Raw genomic sequence first — 15,238 nt, 5'->3', positions numbered from 1 at the left:
ACGTGTTTCCGCGAGCTGGGACGTGTTAGCGCGGGCCGGACGTTTTCCCGCGGGCCGGACGCGCGTCGACCGGCGCGTCCGCGGAGCTCAGAGGACTCGAGCCAGCTGGTCCAGCGCCGCCGACGCGTCCGGGCCCGACGGCATGAGCACGACGCTCGCGGCGCCGGCCGAGTGCAGCTCGGCGATCCGCGCGCGGGCCGACGACGCGGTCCCCACGACCGCCAGCTGGTCCACCCACTCGTCCGGCAGATCGCGGACGAAGGCCGCCCGATCGACGCTCCGCTCCCGCAGCGCGCGGAACTCCGGAGCGAACGGCAGGGGGTCGATGTGCGGCGCCCAGTCCGGCTCGCCGATCCACTCGGAGTCCGGGGCGCACGAGGTCGCGAGCGGCCGAGGCGTCGTCGTCGACGGCCGCCACGTTGTACGCGACGACGCGGCCGGACGTGCCCAGGTGCTCGCGGGCCGCGGCGAGGTACTCCGGAGTGACGGGCTCGGCCAGCACGGCGCCGTCGGCGATGCGGCCGGCCAGCTCGAGCGAGCGGGGACCGCGGACTCCGGCGAGCAGCGGCGGCACGACGGCGGGCGGCGTCCTCGAGGCGGAGCGAGTCGACGGCGACGTAGCGTCCGTCGCGCGCCGTCTCGGCTCCCGAGAGCAGCGAGCGCACGGCGTCGAAGTGCTCCTCCAACAGGGTCAGGGGCTCGCCGGCCAGATGCGCAGTCCGCGCATCCAGTGCGGCATTCCGTGCCCGATGCCGGCGTGCACGCGGCCGGGGAACAGCTCGGCGAGCGTGCCGAGCTCCATCGCGGTGAACGCGGCGGTGCGGGCGGCGGCGGGCAGGATCCCGATGCCCACGACGATCCGCTCGGTGGCGGCGAGGACGGCCGCGGCCTGGGCGATGCCGCCCCGGAAGCCGAGGTCCTCGACGACCCAGAGCTCGTCGAAGCCCGCGGCCTCCGCGCGGCGGGCGTAGGGGAGGACCTCGGAGGCGGGGAGATCGCGGGGGAGCAGGATTCCGACGGCGGCGTCGGGCGATGAAGCGCGCATCCTCTCAGCGTAGGGCTGCGCCGCCGCACAGAAAGGCGGGGCGGCCGCTCGCGCAGCCGCCCCGCCGGAGACGCCGGTCTACTCGGCGTGCGCCTCGCTCAGCTGCACCTGCTCGGGGCCCGAGGCCGAGACGACCTCGATCTTCCGGGAGCGCGCCTTCTCGGAGACGGGGATCGTGACCGAGAGCACTCCGTTGTCGTACGACGCGGAGATGCGCTCGGTGTCGACTCCCTGGCCCAGGCTCAGCTGGCGGACGAAGGTCGCCGACTGGCGCTCACGGGTGATCCAGGTGACCCCCTCGCCGCCGGCGACGGTGCGCTGCGCGCGGATCGTGAGCAGCTGACCGTCCACGTCGACGTCGACCGAGCCGGGGTCGATGCCCGGGAGGTCGGCGGTCAGGACGTAGTGGTCGCCGTCCCGGTAGAGGGTCGATCGGCATGCGGCGGGGGCCCTGGCCCGAGCCGAAGAGGGCGGAGGCGAAGCGGTCGAGCTCGCGGACGGGGTCGTAGGTGACGGCCATGGGAATCACTCCATTCGGTCTGGCAACGGATGAATCTCGAGTTGAGCCGACTCGACTCAACTGAGAAGAATTTAGCACTCGGGCAGGGAGAGTGCCAAGAACAGAAGTCACCCTTTCGGGGACTTCGTAACGTGTTCGTAACAGAGCCGGGCAATCGAGTTCGTAGGGTCGATCCAGTGCGGGAACCGATCCGGTTCCCAGCGGAACGTGAGTAAGGACATCGATTGCCGATCCACCCCTCCCACCGTCCACCTGTCCGGCGCGCAGAGAGGTGGATCCTCGCGGGTCTCGCGGCTCTGGGCGTCGCCGCCTCCGCCGCGTTCGCCGCCACGGGCGCGAGCGCCGCTCCCGCGATCGGGAGCGCCTCCCTCGTCGGCGGCCTCTCGTCGCTGCAGAGCTTCGACGACGGCGACTACGTCGTCACCCTCGTCGAGCCGTCCGCCGCGACGTACAAGCGGCACCGACGCCCGCTTCGCTCGCACCGCCCCCGGACGCAGGAGCGCAGCTGCAGGCGCGCTCCGCGCCGGTCGAGGACTACGCCGACCACCTCGAGAAGCGCCAGGACGACGTGGCGGCCGCTGTCGACGCCGAGATCGGCTACCACTACACGGTCGCGCTCAACGGCTTCTCCGCGACTTCCTCACCGGCGCTCAGGCGAGCCGGCTCGCCGAGCGCAAGGACGTCGCGCAGGTCAGGGAGGTCGAGGACCTGACGCTCGACCGCGCTCCCGGTGCCGCGCAGACCGCGCCGCTCGCCCAGGCGCCGACGGACGGCATCCCCGTTCCCGACACCGGCCAGCAGCGCTCCACCGACTTCCTCGGCCTCGAGGGCGCTGACGGCGTCTGGAACGCCACGTCGGCGGCGTCGAGGAGGCCGGCGAGGGCATCGTCGTCGGCGTCATCGACTCCGGCATCGCGCCCGAGAACCCCTCGTTCGCCGGCGCACCGCTCGCGACGAGCCCCGGAGCCGCCCCGTACACCGACGGGGAGGCCGTCACCTACCGCAAGTCCGACGGCGGAGACTTCGTCGGCGCCTGCGAGAGCGGCGCCGACGCCTCCCAGCAGTGGAACGGCGACGAGTGCAGCCAGAAGCTGATCGGCGCGCGCTGGTTCCTCGGCGCGTCCGAGAGCGTCGGCTCGGCCGACAACCCCGAGTTCCTCTCGCCGCGCGACGCTCGACGGCCACGGCTCGCACACCGCCAGCACCGCCGCGGGCAACGCCGACGTCGAGGCGAGCGTCGACGGCTACGACTACGGCACGATCTCGGGCGTCGCCCCGGCGGCCAAGGTCGCGGCCTACAAGGTCTGCTGGAACGGTGACGTCGAGGGCACGGACGACGACGACTTCTGCTCCGGCACCGGGATCCTCGGCGCCATCGACGCGGGCCGTGAAGGACGGCGTCGACGTGATCAACTCGGATCGGCGGTGGCTCGGCGACCTCCACGCTGACGCTCTACGACGAGGCGTTCCTGAACGCCGCCGCCGCAGGCGTCTTCGTGCGGCCTCCGCGGGCAACTCCGGCCCCGGTGACTCGACCCTCGACCACGCGTCGCCGTGGTACACGACGGTCGCGGCGTCCTCCATCCCGACCTACACCGCCACCGCGACGCTCGGCGACGGGCAGGCGTTCGTCGGAGGATCGATCTCGGTCCACGACGACGTCGCCGGACCGCTGGTGAACAGCGCCGACGTCGTCCTCCCCGGCTCCGAGACGCCGACCGTCTGCGCCCCGGGCACGCTCGACCCCGCGAGGGTCGCCGGCACCGTCGTCGCCTGCACCGCGGGCACCACCGCGCGCGTGTCGAAGTCGGCCGAGGTCGAGCGGGCCGGCGGCATCGGCATGCTGCTGCTCAACCCGTTCCCCAACGCGCTGCACGTCGACGACCACTCCGTCCCGAGCATCCAGATCGACCTCGCAGGCCTACGACGCGATCACCGAGTACGCCCTCGACCGACGGTGCGACGGTCGTGCTCAGCGAGGGCAACCTCACGGGTGCCGAGATCCTCGTCCCGCAGGTCGCCGGCTTCTCGTCGCGCGGCCCGGCCGAGGCCGACGGCAGCGACGTCCTCAAGCCGGACCTGACGGCGCCCGGAGTCGCGATCCTCGCGGACTCCTTCAACGCCGAGGGCGACGACCCGGCCTTCGCGTTCGAGTCGGGCACCTCGATGTCCTCGCCGCACGTTGCGGGCCTCGCGGCGCTGATCCTCGGCGTCTCGCCGAACGCCTCGCCGTCGGCCGTCAAGTCGGCCATGATGACGACCGCGTACGACAGCGTCGACCAGGCGGGCGACCTCCGAGGACGTCTTCGCCCAGGGCGCGGGTCACGTCGACCCCACCCGCTTCCTCGACCCCGGTCTGCTCTACGAGAGCGGACCGACCGACTGGATCGCGTTCCTCAAGGGTGCGGGCTACGTCTTCGACCCCGACTTCGAGGTCGACGCCATCGACCCGTCCGACCTGAACCAGGCCTCGATCGCCATCGGCTCGCTCGCCGGGACCCAGACGGTGACCCGCACGGTCACGTCGACCGGCCCAGGTGAGTACACCGCCTCGATCGACGTCCCCGAGATCGACGCGGTCGTCTCGCCCTCGACGCTGTCCTTCGGGGCGGCGGGGGAGACGGCGGAGTACACCGTGAGCTTCACGACCGAGGACGCCGAGCTCGGGCAGTTCGCGACTGGCTACCTGGCCTGGACCAGCGCCGAGCACGAGGTGCGCAGCCCGGTCGCGGTGCGCCCGGTGCTGCTCGACGCCCCGTACGAGGTGTCGGGATCCGGCTCGACCGGCTCGACCACCGCCACGATCACGCCCGGCATCGACGGCGCGCTCCCGCTCTCGCCGAGCGGTCTCGCGCGCGGCGTGCTGGCCGAGGACGCGACGGCGGCGGACGGCCACTCGGGCACGCTGCCCGCCGGCACGACCCTCGAGACGACCGTGGAGGTCCCCGAGGGGGCGACCTTCGCCCGCTTCGACCTCGACTCGATCGACGAGACGGCCGACCTCGACCTCTACGTCGATCTCCTCGACGCCGCGGGCGAGCCGGTCTCGGAGGCGGTCTCGGCCACCGGCTCGGCGGACGAGCGCGTCGACCTCGACTCGCCGGAGGCCGGCACCTACCGGGTGACCGCGGACATCTACGCGGTCGGAAGCGACGACACCGTCACCTTCGATCTGCGCAGCTTCGTCGTCACCGCGGAGGGCGGCGAGGGATCGCTGACCACCGAGCCGGAGACGGTGGACGCCGTGCTCGGAGAGCCCGTCGACTACGCGATCTCGTGGTCCGACCTCGCGGGGCCGGCCGAGTACCTCGGCCGCATCGCCTACGCGGACTCGGGTCTCGCGACGCTCGTGAGCGTCAGCGTGACCGAGGACGTCACCCCCGGCCGCAGCCGACCGCGACTCCGGAGCCGACCGCGACTCCGGAGCCCACCGCGACTCCTGAGCCGACTGCGACTCCTGAGCCGACCGTGAGTCCTGAGCCGACTGCGACTCCGACCGCTGGGCCGACCGCCGGGCCCGCGCCCACCTCCTCGCCGACCGCCGGACCGGGTCTGCCCGGCACCGGAGGTCCCGGGAGCTCTGCCCCACACGGGCTTCGAGGCCGGTCTCCTCGGAGCCGCCGCGCTGGCCCTGATCGGCGCAGGAGCGGTCATCACCGCGAGTCCGACGCCGCGCACTCGCGCAGCGTGAGGGCGCCGCAACGGAGTAGAACCGCTCGACGCGACGGCCGTCCTGCTCGCCCCCTCGGGGCGGCGGGGCGGCCGTTCGCCGTCCGAGCCCGCGGGGTGGGCGAGGAGTGCTACGAGATCGAGCGGCGTCCGGCGATGACGCCCGAGACGATGGCGATCACGCCGAACACGATCGCGACGATCGGCTGCCCGAGGTCGAGCCATGCGAGCGCCGCGGCGCCCATGACGAGCAGCTCGATGAGCGAGCGGCCGTAGACGTCGATCGCCAGGACGGCCCGGGGCGAGAGGAAGAGCGCCCAGACGAGGGCGGCGAGGACCGGAGCGCCGATGCCGACGACGATGCTCCACGGCATCCCGAAGCTGCTGAAGCCCCAGATGCCGAAGGTCACCAGGGCGACGAGCTCGAGGAGGAATCGGACGACGGCGTTCGGGCCGATCCGGGGGTCGCGGTCCGCGGTGGTCGCCTCTGCTGGATTCACGCCGACCATGCTAACCGTCCTCTCCGACCGCGCTCCGAGCATCACTTGCCGCGAGGGAAAGTCTCTGTAAGACTTTCCACTATGGAAAACGACGACATCCTCCGCGAGCTCGACTCCGATCGCGCAGCACTCGCGGCGCGCGTCCGCACCCCGTGGTGGCTCTCCACGGGCTTCGGCCTCGTCGCCGCGCTCGTCGTGGTGCGTCCCGCCGCCGGGGAGAGCGGGTCCGGGGGATCCTGCCCGCGCTGGCCCTCGGCCTGGTGCTGCTCTGGGCCTACCGCCGGGCGACCGGCGTGAAGCTCGGCCGCCTCGGGGCGATGCCGTGGGTCGTGTCGGCGGTGGCGCTCGTCCTGGTGCTCGGGCTCTTCAGCACGGCCCTCGGCCTCGCTTCCTTCGACCTCCACGGCTGGGTGGCCCTGCCGACCGCGGCGGCGTTCGCGGTCGGAGTGGGCGCGACCTGCGCCTTCACCGCCGCCGCTCGGGAGCGGATGCGCCGTGTCCGCTGAGGCGCGGTTCGACGAGGTCATCCACGCGCCGCTGCGCCTGCGCATCTGCGGGTTGCTGCGTGCCGGCGACGGTCTCGACTTCGGCGTCCTGCGCGACACCCTCGGAGTGAGCGACGCGACGCTCTCGAAGCACCTGAAGGTGCTCGTCGATGCGGGCTTCACGGCGACGGTCAAGAGCTCGTCGAGCGCCCGCAGCGACTCGCGCCGCATCACCTGGGTCTCGCTCACCCGCGCCGGAGCCCAGGCGTTCGACTCCCACGTGCGGGCACTGCGCGCCATCGCGCTGGGCGAGTGATCGCTCGGTCCGGTCTTCCGATACTCTCGCTGTGAGAGTACTCTCGCCTCCATGACCGACGCGCTCCCGCCGACCTCGTTCTGGATCCTCACCGTGCTGTCGCGGGGAGGCGCCACGGCTACGCGATCCTCGCCGAGGCCCGCGAGCTCTCGGCGGGGGAGGCGGTGCTCAAGGTCCCGACGCTCTACTCCGCTCTCGAGCGGCTGTCGGCCGACGGCCTGGTCGCGACCGACGGCGAGGAGGTGTCGGACGGACGCCTGCGCCGGTTCTTCCGCGTGACCGGAGCCGGAGAGACGGCGCTGGCCGCCGAGCTCTCCCGCCTGCAGGTCATGGTCGAGCAGGGTCGGGCGGCGCTCCGCGAGCGCCCGGAGGGGGTCGTCGCGTGAGGGCGGAGCGGCGGTACCGCCGACTGCTCCGCTGGTACCCGGAGGACTGGCGGCGCGAGCACGGCGAAGTGGTCCTGGGGATGCTGCTCGACGACGCGGACGCGGAGGGGCGCGACGGTCCGGACGCGAGCGAAGCCCTCCGGCTCGTGGTCGACGGGATCGCCCACCGCGCGTGGCGCAGGGTCGACCGACGTCGGACCACCGCGACGGCGTTCGTCGTCGCGGCCGTGCTGGCGCTGCTCTACGTCGTCCTCGGCACCTGGAGCACGGGCACCGCCTCCGTCGGCTTCCTCGGTCCGTTCTCGAACCCCACGGTCCTGGTCGCGGTGGCGCTCGCGGTCGCCGCCGGTCTCGCCCTCCTCGGACGCACCGCCGCCGCCCGCCTGCTCGCGCTCGCCGCCGTTGCGGGGCTCGTTCTGCTCGTCGTCGTCGCCGAGCGCTCCGGGTGGATGGGCCCGGGTGCGCTCGTCCTGGCGATCCTCGCCCCGCCCGCCCTGTCCGGGGCGATCCCGCCGACGGGCGCCCGAGGTGCTGCGCGCGATGCGATCGCTGCGGTCGTCCTCGTCGCCGTGGTGCTCGGCGGAGGGATCGTCGCGAGCTGGTCCGAGCTCCTCATCGACGTCCTGGCTCCGGGCGGGGCGCTCCTGCTCGGAGCGTCGCCCTCCGACGTCGAGCTCGCGGTGCTCGTCGTCGCCGGGCCGCTCGTGGCGCTCGCCGCACGACGGCCGATCCGTGGACGGAGGAAGCCGGCGGCGATCCGCGGAGCCGCTACTTGAAGATGATCGTGCGGGCCCCGTCGAGCAGCACGCGGTCCTCCGCGAACCACTTGACCGCCTGCGTGAGGGTGCGGCTCTCCTCGTCCTGACCGATCGCGACCAGCTGGGCCGGGGAGTGCGAGTGGTCGACGCGGACAACGTTCTGCTCGATGATCGGGCCCTCGTCGAGGTCGCTCGTGACGAAGTGGGCCGTCGCGCCGATCAGCTTCACGCCGCGAGCGTGCGCCTGCTTGTAGGGGTTCGCGCCCTTGAAGCCGGGCAGGAACGAGTGGTGGATGTTGATGGCGCGGCCGGCGAGACGTGCGCAGAGCTCGGGCGAGAGGATCTGCATGTAGCGGGCGAGCACGACGAGCTCGATGTCGTGCTGCTCGACGACCTCGATCACCCGCTCCTCGAACTCCCGCTTCGTCTCGGGGGAGACCACGGGGCGCGATTCGAACGGCACCCCGTAGAACTCGGCCAGATCGCGCAGGCTGCCGTGGTTGGAGAGGATCAGCGGCACGTCCACCGCGAGCTGGCCCGCGCGCTGGCGGAACAGCAGGTCGTTGACACAGTGCGCCGCCGTCGAGGCGAGCACGAGCGTGCGGAGGGCGGCCGACGACGTCCAGGCGCCAGGTCATCCCGTAGTGCTCGGTGATCGGCTGGAGCGCCCGCTCGAACTCCTGGCGGGTGACGGGCGACTCCACCTGGAGCCGCATGAAGAAGCGACCGGTGTCGGCGCTGGAGAACTGCTGGCTCTCGGTGATGTTGCCGCGGGCGTGCACCACGGCGCCCGAGACCGCGTGGACGATGCCGGGCAGATCCGGGCACGCGAAGGTCAGGGTCCAGTGGTTGCCGGGACCTCGATCGCCGGTCCCGGTGAACTCGGTGCCGGTGGGCACGGGCCGGGCGGACGCGGGCGCTGCGGGGTCGGACTGCATCCGCTCAGGATATCGGCCGCCCGCCCCTGGACCCACGCGCAGGGCCCCCGTAGGCTGGCAGCGGTCGTCGGCATCCCCGCGGCCCCGGGCGCGCACGACGGCGCGCAGCCGATCCTCCGCCCCGGACGCGGGCCGCCACCGCTTCGAGCGGGGCCGCCGCGCCGTGCCGGGGGACACGCCTCTCGGAGCCCTCCGATGACCTCCTCCACTGTTCCCGTCCGCACCTCCGCGCCCGCGGACCGCTTCCCCTGGGCGCCGCTGCTCGTCCTCTCGAGCGTGATCTTCCTCTCGGTCACCGCCGAGATGATGCCGACCGGCCTGCTGCCGGAGCTCGGCGGCTCGTTCGGGGTCTCGCCGGCGCAGGCCGGCCTCCTCGTCTCGGTCTTCGCGTTCACCGTCGTGCCTCGAGCACGCCGCTCGCGCTGGTCACCCGCCGGGTCCCGCGGCGGACCCTCCTGATCGCGGTTCTCGTCGTGCTCACTCTCGGCACCGTCGCGACGGCGCTCGCTCCTCCTACCCCCTGATGGTCGCCGCGCGCATCGTCGGCGGCGCGGGCCACGGCCTCTTCTGGGCGGTCGTCGGCGCCTACTCCGCCCGGCTCGTCCGGCCCCGCGACCTCGGGCGCGCGGTGGCGGTCACCTTCGCTGGCGGCACGCTCGCCTTCGTGCTCGGCGTTCCGCTGGGCACCGCGCTCGGCCAGCTCGTCGGCTGGCGCGTCTCCTTCCTGATCGTGGCGGGGCTGATGGCGGTCGGCACGCTCCTGGTCCTCCGGGTGCTCCCGTCCGTCGAGACCCCGGTCCCCGAGACGACCACCGGCTCGATCGCGACCCTGCGCGCCGGCCGCGGTGTCGGATCCGTGGCGGTGCTCTGCGTGGCGGTGGCCGTCGCCATGACCGGCCACTACGCCTTCACCACCTACCTCGTCCCCTTCGCCACCGACCGGATGGGAGCGGCGACCGGGGCGGTGTCGCCGCTGCTGTTCGTGTACGGAGCGGCCGGAGCCGTCGGGCTCGTCGTCGCCGGATCCCGGGTGGTCACCCGCCGGCCTGTTGCCGCCCTCCTCGTCGCGCTGACGGTCGTCCTCGTCTCGGCGGTGGTGCTGAACCTGGTTCCCGCTCGGCCCTGGTCGCTCTGCCGGCGTTCGTCGTCTGGGGAGTCGCGTTCGGCGTGCTGCCCTCGCTGCTCCAGACGCGCCTCCTGCAGGTGGCCGATCCGCTGATCCGCGACACCGCCACCGCGGTCTACACGGCGTCCTTCAACGCCGGCATCGGCGGAGGAGCCCTGGTCGGCTCCGTCGTCTACGGCGCGTTCGGGCTCGAGAGCACCGCCGTCGTCTATGCGGCGTGCTTCCTGCTGGCGATCGCCCTGCTGGCGGGTGCGGAGCTGCGTGCTCAGCGCACGACGACGCGGGTCGCGGTCTCGGGGCCGGAGCGCCCCTCCGCGGAGGCGTAGCGGGCGGCGATCGCGTGCTCGCCGGCCGCGAGGTCGAGCGAGAGCACGAAGCCCGGGGCGACCGAGGTCGTCCTCTGCGCGACGGCACCGTCCACGAGCACGTCGACGAGCCCTGTCCCGGCCAGCACCACGACGGTGACCGGCCCGTCCGCCGTCGGCGCGGCGAGCGGCGTGGGCGACTCGAGGCGCACCGTCCACGGGTCGCTCCGCCGCTCGCCGACGGCGACCAGCGTGGTCTCGCCCGCCGGGAGAGGGAGTGCGGGGACACCCCAGTAGCCGTCCGTCGACGCCGGGACCGCGGCGTAGACGGCGCCGGTCGTCGCGTCCTCGACGCTCACCCGTGACCCGGGCGGCGCGTGGCCGCGAGCGGCGGGGAACAGGCGGTTCGCCGGATCCTCGTCGATCGTCAGCGTGGGGGCGGCTGCGGGAGCGAGCGGGGAGTAGTGGAGGACGGCGCCGGGGCCGGAGGCGGTGGGAGCGCGGACGTCGAGGTGGCCGTCGGCGGCCGCACCGGGGTGCCGGACGGAGGAGGAGCACCGATCGGCGGGGAGTCGGAGTCGTCGCGCGTACCGGCGTCGGAGTCGTCGCCGCACGGGGCGGCACGGCGGGGGACGTCGGGACAGGCGCCGGCGAGGCGGGCGCCGGCGGTACCGCGACGGTCGGGGGCGAGACGACGGTCGGCGGCGATGCGACCGTCGGGGGCGCCGGCGGCACGGCGTCCTCGCCGGAGTCCACCGGCGCCACAGGGCTCGCGGGGGCGGCGACGCCCTGCTCGCCCGTGGTCGGACCGGGAGGGATCAGCGCCGCCATCGCGATCCCGGCGACCAGCAGCACTCCCGCCGCAGCGATCGCCGCGACGAGGGAGGCGCTGCCGGTCGTCACCGCGCCCGCCGCCGCTCCGCCCGTCGCGCCCGCCGTCGCTCCGCCCGTCGTGCCGGCGACCGGTGCGCCGCCGGCCCCGCCCGCCGCGGCGTAGGCGGTCGCGCCGCCGACACCGGCCACGAGCGGCAGCAGCGCCACCGCCAGACGCGCGCTCGCCCCGGCCGCCTCGGCGAGGGCGCCCCGGCACGACGGGCACTCCTCGAGGTGGGCGTCCGCGCGCCGACGGTCGCGGAGCGCCAGGCGCCCGCGGGTGTGGGCCCCGGCCTGCTGGAGCACCCAGCGGCACTCGCCCTCCGCCGCCGTGACGCTGACGTGCTGCTGGATCCACGCCCCGCGTAGCCCCTCCCGGGCGCGGTGGCCGAGTGCGGCGACTCCGTTGGGCCGCAGACCGAGCAGCGGGGCGGCCTCGGCGGGCGTCATCCCCTCGACGGCGGTGTACCAGAGCACCTCCTGCCAGCGCGCCGGCAGGGCGCGGAACGCCCGGACGCCGAGGTCGCGGTCGAGCGCCGCGAGTGCGAGCTCCTCCGGGCCGTCGTCATCGGCGGCGACCTCGCCGATCGCGTCCAGCGGCTGCTCGCGCCCGCTGCGCCGCCCCCTGTCGCGGCGGCGTTGCGGACGGCGGTGAACAGGTACGGGCGGAACGCCCCCTCCGGACCGCCGCCCTTCGCGATCGCGTCGAGAGTGCGCAGGAACGCCTCCGACACGAGGTCGTCGGCGTCGAGCGAGGACCAGGCCCGGGCGAGGGAGCGCGCCGCCGACGCGTGGCGCCGCCACAGCTCGGCCGAGGCGGCCGCATCTCCCTCGCGCACGAGGGCGATCAGATCGGCATCGCCCGGAGCCGCCGACGCTCGCGCGGTCCTGCGGCGGGGAGAGGGCTGCGCCCGGTGCGTGCTCGCCACAGCGCCCTCCTCCGCTCGTCGACCGCACGATCCTGGCACAGAGTCGAGGGATGCTCGCGCTCGGGCGCGACCTGTCGGACGGCGCTCGCGTTGCTACACTGGCCGCGTCGCGACTGGCGTTCGGATGGGTGACCATCAGGGAGCGGCACCTCCTCCGGGCTCGCCCCCGGACACTTTTCCCGCCGCACGCCTGGGCTGGAACGGATACCGTAGTCCGGGTCGCCCGTACGCGCCGAGTCGCCTCGATGCGCCGGCGCGGGCACCCTCCGTTTCCCAGTCAAGGAGCGTCCGTGTCCACTTCCCCCGCCCAGAGCCAGACCTCGAGCACCGGAGCGTCGGCGTCGTTCGACCAGCCCGTCTCGGTCGTCGATCCCGAGATCGCCGCCGTCCTGCAGCAGGAGCTCGACCGCCAGCGCGGCTACCTCGAGATGATCGCGAGCGAGAACTTCGTGCCGCGCGCGATCCTCGAGTCGCAGGGCTCGGTCCTGACCAACAAGTACGCCGAGGGCTACCCTGGCCGCCGCTACTACGGCGGCTGCGAGTTCGTCGACGTCGCCGAGCAGCTCGCGATCGACCGCGCCAAGGCCCTGTTCGGCGCCGAGTTCGCGAACGTCCAGCCCCACTCCGGAGCCACCGCGAACGCGGCCGCGCTCGCCGCGCTGATCCAGCCCGGCGACACGATCCTCGGTCTCGAGCTCGCCCACGGCGGCCACCTGACGCACGGCATGAAGCTCAACTTCTCGGGCAAGCTCTACAACGCGACCGCCTACGGCGTCGACCCGCAGTCGTTCCGCATCGACATGGACGTCGTCCGCGAGAAGGCGCTCGAGGTCCGCCCGCAGGTGCTCATCGCCGGCTGGTCGGCCTACCCCCGCCACCTCGACTTCGAGGCGTTCCGCGCCATCGCCGACGAGGTCGGCGCGAAGCTCTGGGTCGATATGGCGCACTTCGCCGGCCTCGTCGCGGCCGGGCTGCACCCGTCGCCCGTCCCGCACGCCGACGTCGTCACCACCACCGTGCACAAGACGCTCGCCGGTCCGCGCTCGGGTCTCATCCTGTCCAAGCAGGAGTACGCCAAGAAGCTCAACTCGGCCGTGTTCCCCGGCCAGCAGGGCGGTCCGCTCATGCACGTCATCGCGGCGAAGGCCACGGCCTTCAAGCTCGCGGGCGAGGCGGAGTTCGCCGAGCGCCAGGCCCGCACGATCCGCGGCGCGCAGATCCTCGCCGAGCGCCTCACCGCGCCCGACACGAAGGCCGAGGGCATCGACGTGCTCACCGGCGGCACCGACGTGCACCTCGTGCTCGCAGACCTGCGCAACTCGCCGCTCGACGGCCAGCAGGCCGAGGACCGCCTCCACGAGGTCGGCATCACGGTGAACCGCAACGCGGTGCCGTTCGACCCGCGTCCGCCCATGGTCACCTCGGGGCTCCGGATCGGCACGCCCGCGCTCGCCACACGCGGCTTCGGCGAGAACGAGTTCGCCGAGGTCGCCGACGTCATCGCCGAGGCGCTCAAGCCCGCCGCCGACCTGCAGGCGCTGCGGGCGCGCGTCGGTCGTCTCACGGACGACTTCCCGCTCTACCCCGGGCTCTGAGCCCGTGATCCGCGGAGTCCCGGCACCGGGCTCCGCGGATCCCGATCGAGCCCGTCGGGCTCATCCCGCGCCACGGTCGGCGGAGGCGTCCCCCGCCTCCGCCGTGCCCGGGCGCACCGGTCGAACACGAGGAGTGACGAGATGACGGCACAGGTACTCGACGGAGTCGCCACGGCGGCGGCGGTCAAGGCCGAGATCGCGGTGCGCGTGGCCGCACTGCGCGAGAAGGGCGTCGTGCCCGGGCTCGGCACGCTCCTGGTCGGCGACGACCCCGCGTCCCGCTCCTACGTCGCCGGCAAGCACCGCGACTGCGCCGAGGTGGGGATCGAGTCGATCCGCGTCGACCTGCCCGCGACGGCCTCCGCCGCGGACATCCGCAGCGCCATCCGTCAGCTCAACGAGTCCGACGCGGTGACCGGCTACATCATCCAGCTGCCGTTGCCGAAGGGCATCGACGAGAACGCGATGCTCGAGCTCATGGACCCCGACAAGGACGCCGACGGCCTGCACCCGACCAACCTCGGCCGACTGGTCCTCGGCGTCGAGGGCGAGCTCGACAGCCCGCTGCCCTGCACGCCCGCCGGTGTCGTCGAGATGCTGCAGCGCCACGACATCCCGCTGTCGGGCAAGCACGTCGTCGTCGTGGGACGCGGACTCACCGTCGGCCGTCCGCTGGGGCTCCTGCTCACCCGCAAGGGCCTGGACGCGACGGTCACCCTCACGCACTCCCGTACGACGGACCTCGCCGAGGAGGTGCGCCGCGCCGACATCGTGGTCGCCGCGGTGGGAGTCCCCGGTCTCATCGCCGCCGACTGGGTGAAGCCCGGTGCAGCCGTGCTCGACGTGGGCATCACCCGCGTCGAGAACCCCGAGACGGGCAAGGCGAAGCTCACCGGCGACGTCGCCCCCGGCGTCGCGGAGGTCGCGGGCTGGCTCTCGCCGGTCCCCGGAGGAGTGGGGCCGATGACGCGCGCCATGCTGATCCACAACGTGGTCACGGCCGCGGAGCGCGCCGCCCGCTGACCGGCGCGGCGGCCCGGAACCGCACCGCGGCCCCCGGCGCGAGCTGCGCCAGGAGGTCGAGTGCTCCGGAGTCGACGACCGCGACGACGGGGTAGCCGCCCGTGACCGGGTGGTCCGGTCCGAAGACGACCGGCAGCCCGGACGGCGGCAGCTGCACCGAGCCGTGCAGCATGCCCTCGCTCGGGAGCTCGCTGCCGCCGGCGGTCGCGAGCGGCGTCCCGGTCAGCCGGAGCCCGACGCGGTCGGCGGCGGAGCCCACCCGCCAGGACGTCTCGAGCAGGGCCCGCCAGGTTCCCGGCGGGACGCGATCCAGACGCGGGCCCGGATGCACGTCCAGCACCGCGTCCCGGCCGGGCGCGTCGAACGGCCACCAGTCCAGCGGGGCGCCGGGTCCCGCCGAGGGTCCCACCCCGAGCACGTCTCCCGCGCCGACGGGCTCCGGACCCAGCCCCGCGAGCGTGTCGCGCGAGCGGGAGCCGAGGACCTGCGGCACGTCGACCCCGCCCCGCACCGTCAGCGTGCGGCGGACCCCCGCCCGGAGGGGACCCAGCCGCAGCACTCCGCCGGCCGGGAGCAGCACCGGCAGCACCCTGTCGACGGTCCGTCCCTCGATCGAGGCGGCTCCGTCCGCACCGGTCAGGCTGATCCAGACGTCACGGTCGGCGCTCGCCGTGAAGCCCGAGCCGAGCAGCTCGAGCCCGGCGGCGTCGACGGGGTTGCCCAGCAGCCGGTTCCCGAGCCGCAGAGCGCCGGCGTCCATCGCGCCCGAC

The 15,238-nt window shown here is 73.9% G+C and carries 20 protein-coding genes, 3 pseudogenes and 1 riboswitch; of the genes and pseudogenes, 14 read left to right on the top strand and 9 right to left on the bottom strand.

The features are described from left to right. Window positions 1–25: 25 nt before the first annotated feature. The 3 genes and pseudogenes from AC0CII_RS08540 to AC0CII_RS08530 form a co-directional block, all read right to left on the bottom strand. Window positions 26–574 (bottom strand): hypothetical protein, encoded by a 549-nt coding sequence (locus tag AC0CII_RS08540; RefSeq protein ID WP_465229165.1) that lies wholly within the window; start codon window positions 572–574, stop codon window positions 26–28. A 117-nt stretch (window positions 575–691) separates the two neighbouring features. Beyond that, window positions 692–1,045: an LLM class flavin-dependent oxidoreductase gene (locus AC0CII_RS08535; RefSeq protein WP_465229164.1), complete on the bottom strand. Its 354-nt coding sequence runs from the start codon at window positions 1,043–1,045 to the stop codon at window positions 692–694. Between the two features lie 78 nt (window positions 1,046–1,123). Continuing rightward, a pseudogene (locus AC0CII_RS08530) lies at window positions 1,124–1,565 on the bottom strand (Hsp20/alpha crystallin family protein). A gap of 224 nt (window positions 1,566–1,789) precedes the next feature. Here AC0CII_RS08530 and AC0CII_RS08525 point away from each other — a divergent pair. The 4 genes from AC0CII_RS08525 to AC0CII_RS08510 all read left to right on the top strand — a co-directional run bounded on the left by AC0CII_RS08525 (window position 1,790) and on the right by AC0CII_RS08510 (window position 5,037). Next, on the top strand, window positions 1,790–2,401 hold the full coding sequence (locus tag AC0CII_RS08525) for a hypothetical protein (RefSeq protein ID WP_465229163.1): 612 nt from the start codon (window positions 1,790–1,792) through the stop codon (window positions 2,399–2,401). A gap of 227 nt (window positions 2,402–2,628) precedes the next feature. Next, window positions 2,629–3,648, top strand: a complete 1,020-nt coding sequence (locus tag AC0CII_RS08520; RefSeq protein WP_465229162.1) for a PA domain-containing protein — start codon at window positions 2,629–2,631, stop codon at window positions 3,646–3,648. After that, complete coding sequence (locus tag AC0CII_RS08515; protein ID WP_465229161.1) at window positions 3,534–4,106, top strand: S8 family serine peptidase; 573 nt, start codon at window positions 3,534–3,536, stop codon at window positions 4,104–4,106. The genes AC0CII_RS08520 and AC0CII_RS08515 overlap by 115 nt, the downstream gene beginning before the upstream one ends. Beyond that, window positions 4,072–5,037, top strand: a complete 966-nt coding sequence (locus AC0CII_RS08510; RefSeq protein ID WP_465229160.1) for a pre-peptidase C-terminal domain-containing protein — start codon at window positions 4,072–4,074, stop codon at window positions 5,035–5,037. Before AC0CII_RS08515 ends, AC0CII_RS08510 begins: the two co-directional genes overlap by 35 nt. 328 nt (window positions 5,038–5,365) lie before the next feature. Here AC0CII_RS08510 and AC0CII_RS08505 read toward each other — a convergent pair whose 3' ends face one another. After that, window positions 5,366–5,743 (bottom strand): YrdB family protein, encoded by a 378-nt coding sequence (locus AC0CII_RS08505; RefSeq protein ID WP_465229159.1) that lies wholly within the window; start codon window positions 5,741–5,743, stop codon window positions 5,366–5,368. Window positions 5,744–5,886: 143 nt separating this feature from the next. Here AC0CII_RS08505 and AC0CII_RS08500 point away from each other — a divergent pair, with 143 nt between their 5' ends. From AC0CII_RS08500 to AC0CII_RS08485, 4 genes are all read left to right on the top strand, one after another. After that, complete coding sequence (locus AC0CII_RS08500; RefSeq protein ID WP_465229158.1) at window positions 5,887–6,240, top strand: hypothetical protein; 354 nt, start codon at window positions 5,887–5,889, stop codon at window positions 6,238–6,240. Further along, window positions 6,230–6,535, top strand: a complete 306-nt coding sequence (locus AC0CII_RS08495) for a transcriptional regulator (protein ID WP_465227951.1) — start codon at window positions 6,230–6,232, stop codon at window positions 6,533–6,535. Before AC0CII_RS08500 ends, AC0CII_RS08495 begins: the two co-directional genes overlap by 11 nt. A 164-nt stretch (window positions 6,536–6,699) precedes the next feature. Beyond that, a complete protein-coding gene (locus AC0CII_RS08490) occupies window positions 6,700–6,921 on the top strand; it encodes a PadR family transcriptional regulator (RefSeq protein ID WP_465229157.1) in 222 nt (73 codons plus the stop codon). Continuing rightward, complete coding sequence (locus tag AC0CII_RS08485) at window positions 6,918–7,697, top strand: hypothetical protein (protein ID WP_465227953.1); 780 nt, start codon at window positions 6,918–6,920, stop codon at window positions 7,695–7,697. The genes AC0CII_RS08490 and AC0CII_RS08485 overlap by 4 nt, the downstream gene beginning before the upstream one ends. On the opposite strand, the pseudogene purU reads toward AC0CII_RS08485, so the two are convergent. Further along, window positions 7,690–8,617, bottom strand: a pseudogene (purU, locus tag AC0CII_RS08480) (formyltetrahydrofolate deformylase). The gene AC0CII_RS08485 and the pseudogene purU sit on opposite strands and share 8 nt — an antisense overlap. Before the next feature lie 195 nt (window positions 8,618–8,812). On the opposite strand from purU, the gene AC0CII_RS08475 reads away from it, so the two are divergent. The 3 genes from AC0CII_RS08475 to AC0CII_RS08465 all read left to right on the top strand — a co-directional run bounded on the left by AC0CII_RS08475 (window position 8,813) and on the right by AC0CII_RS08465 (window position 10,069). Then, window positions 8,813–9,076, top strand: a complete 264-nt coding sequence (locus tag AC0CII_RS08475; protein WP_465229156.1) for a hypothetical protein — start codon at window positions 8,813–8,815, stop codon at window positions 9,074–9,076. 64 nt (window positions 9,077–9,140) lie between these two features. Further along, the gene (locus tag AC0CII_RS08470) at window positions 9,141–9,836 is read left to right on the top strand and encodes an MFS transporter (protein ID WP_465229155.1); all 696 of its coding nucleotides are present in this window, start codon (window positions 9,141–9,143) and stop codon (window positions 9,834–9,836) included. Further along, window positions 9,785–10,069: a hypothetical protein gene (locus AC0CII_RS08465; RefSeq protein WP_465229302.1), complete on the top strand. Its 285-nt coding sequence runs from the start codon at window positions 9,785–9,787 to the stop codon at window positions 10,067–10,069. The genes AC0CII_RS08470 and AC0CII_RS08465 overlap by 52 nt, the downstream gene beginning before the upstream one ends. Here the strand turns inward: AC0CII_RS08465 and AC0CII_RS08460 are convergent. Beyond that, the gene (locus tag AC0CII_RS08460) at window positions 10,009–10,662 is read right to left on the bottom strand and encodes a hypothetical protein (protein ID WP_465229301.1); all 654 of its coding nucleotides are present in this window, start codon (window positions 10,660–10,662) and stop codon (window positions 10,009–10,011) included. The genes AC0CII_RS08465 and AC0CII_RS08460 overlap by 61 nt on opposite strands. 185 nt (window positions 10,663–10,847) lie before the next feature. Here AC0CII_RS08460 and AC0CII_RS08455 point away from each other — a divergent pair, with 185 nt between their 5' ends. Further along, window positions 10,848–11,045 (top strand): hypothetical protein, encoded by a 198-nt coding sequence (locus AC0CII_RS08455; RefSeq protein ID WP_465229300.1) that lies wholly within the window; start codon window positions 10,848–10,850, stop codon window positions 11,043–11,045. Between the two features lie 98 nt (window positions 11,046–11,143). Here AC0CII_RS08455 and AC0CII_RS08450 read toward each other — a convergent pair. Both AC0CII_RS08450 and AC0CII_RS08445 read right to left on the bottom strand, forming a co-directional pair. Beyond that, window positions 11,144–11,371, bottom strand: a pseudogene (locus AC0CII_RS08450) (zf-HC2 domain-containing protein); the annotation flags it as partial. Then, window positions 11,368–11,850, bottom strand: coding sequence for an RNA polymerase sigma factor (locus AC0CII_RS08445; RefSeq protein WP_465229154.1), 483 nt, complete (start codon window positions 11,848–11,850; stop codon window positions 11,368–11,370). The pseudogene AC0CII_RS08450 and the gene AC0CII_RS08445, both read right to left, overlap by 4 nt. Window positions 11,851–11,949: 99 nt before the next feature. Further along, a riboswitch (ZMP/ZTP riboswitch) is annotated at window positions 11,950–12,053 on the top strand. An 87-nt stretch (window positions 12,054–12,140) separates the two neighbouring features. On the opposite strand from AC0CII_RS08445, the gene glyA reads away from it, so the two are divergent. Further along, complete coding sequence (gene glyA / locus AC0CII_RS08440) at window positions 12,141–13,445, top strand: serine hydroxymethyltransferase (RefSeq protein ID WP_465227957.1); 1,305 nt, start codon at window positions 12,141–12,143, stop codon at window positions 13,443–13,445. A gap of 141 nt (window positions 13,446–13,586) precedes the next feature. Next, the gene (locus AC0CII_RS08435) at window positions 13,587–14,468 is read left to right on the top strand and encodes a bifunctional methylenetetrahydrofolate dehydrogenase/methenyltetrahydrofolate cyclohydrolase (protein WP_465227958.1); all 882 of its coding nucleotides are present in this window, start codon (window positions 13,587–13,589) and stop codon (window positions 14,466–14,468) included. Here the strand turns inward: AC0CII_RS08435 and AC0CII_RS08430 are convergent. Further along, window positions 14,440–15,228: a 5-oxoprolinase subunit C family protein gene (locus tag AC0CII_RS08430; RefSeq protein WP_465229277.1), complete on the bottom strand. Its 789-nt coding sequence runs from the start codon at window positions 15,226–15,228 to the stop codon at window positions 14,440–14,442. The genes AC0CII_RS08435 and AC0CII_RS08430 overlap by 29 nt on opposite strands. Between the last annotated feature and the right edge of the window lie 10 nt (window positions 15,229–15,238).

The sequence above is a fragment of the Rathayibacter sp. AC182 genome (assembly GCF_979253875.1).
The sequence above is the reverse complement of the archived record's forward strand: the minus strand, read 5'-3'. Positions and strand labels throughout refer to the sequence as shown.

Bases quoted from the DNA above. Each gene is read 5' to 3' on its own strand.
- AC0CII_RS08535 (WP_465229164.1), bottom strand. From the start codon at position 1,045: ATGCGCGCTTCATCGCCCGACGCCGCCGTCGGAATCCTGCTCCCCCGC.
- AC0CII_RS08505 (WP_465229159.1), bottom strand. From the start codon at position 5,743: ATGGTCGGCGTGAATCCAGCAGAGGCGACCACCGCGGACCGCGACCCC.
- AC0CII_RS08475 (WP_465229156.1), top strand. From the start codon at position 8,813: ATGACCTCCTCCACTGTTCCCGTCCGCACCTCCGCGCCCGCGGACCGC.
- AC0CII_RS08470 (WP_465229155.1), top strand. From the start codon at position 9,141: ATGGTCGCCGCGCGCATCGTCGGCGGCGCGGGCCACGGCCTCTTCTGG.
- AC0CII_RS08435 (WP_465227958.1), top strand. From the start codon at position 13,587: ATGACGGCACAGGTACTCGACGGAGTCGCCACGGCGGCGGCGGTCAAG.
- AC0CII_RS08430 (WP_465229277.1), bottom strand. From the start codon at position 15,228: ATGGACGCCGGCGCTCTGCGGCTCGGGAACCGGCTGCTGGGCAACCCC.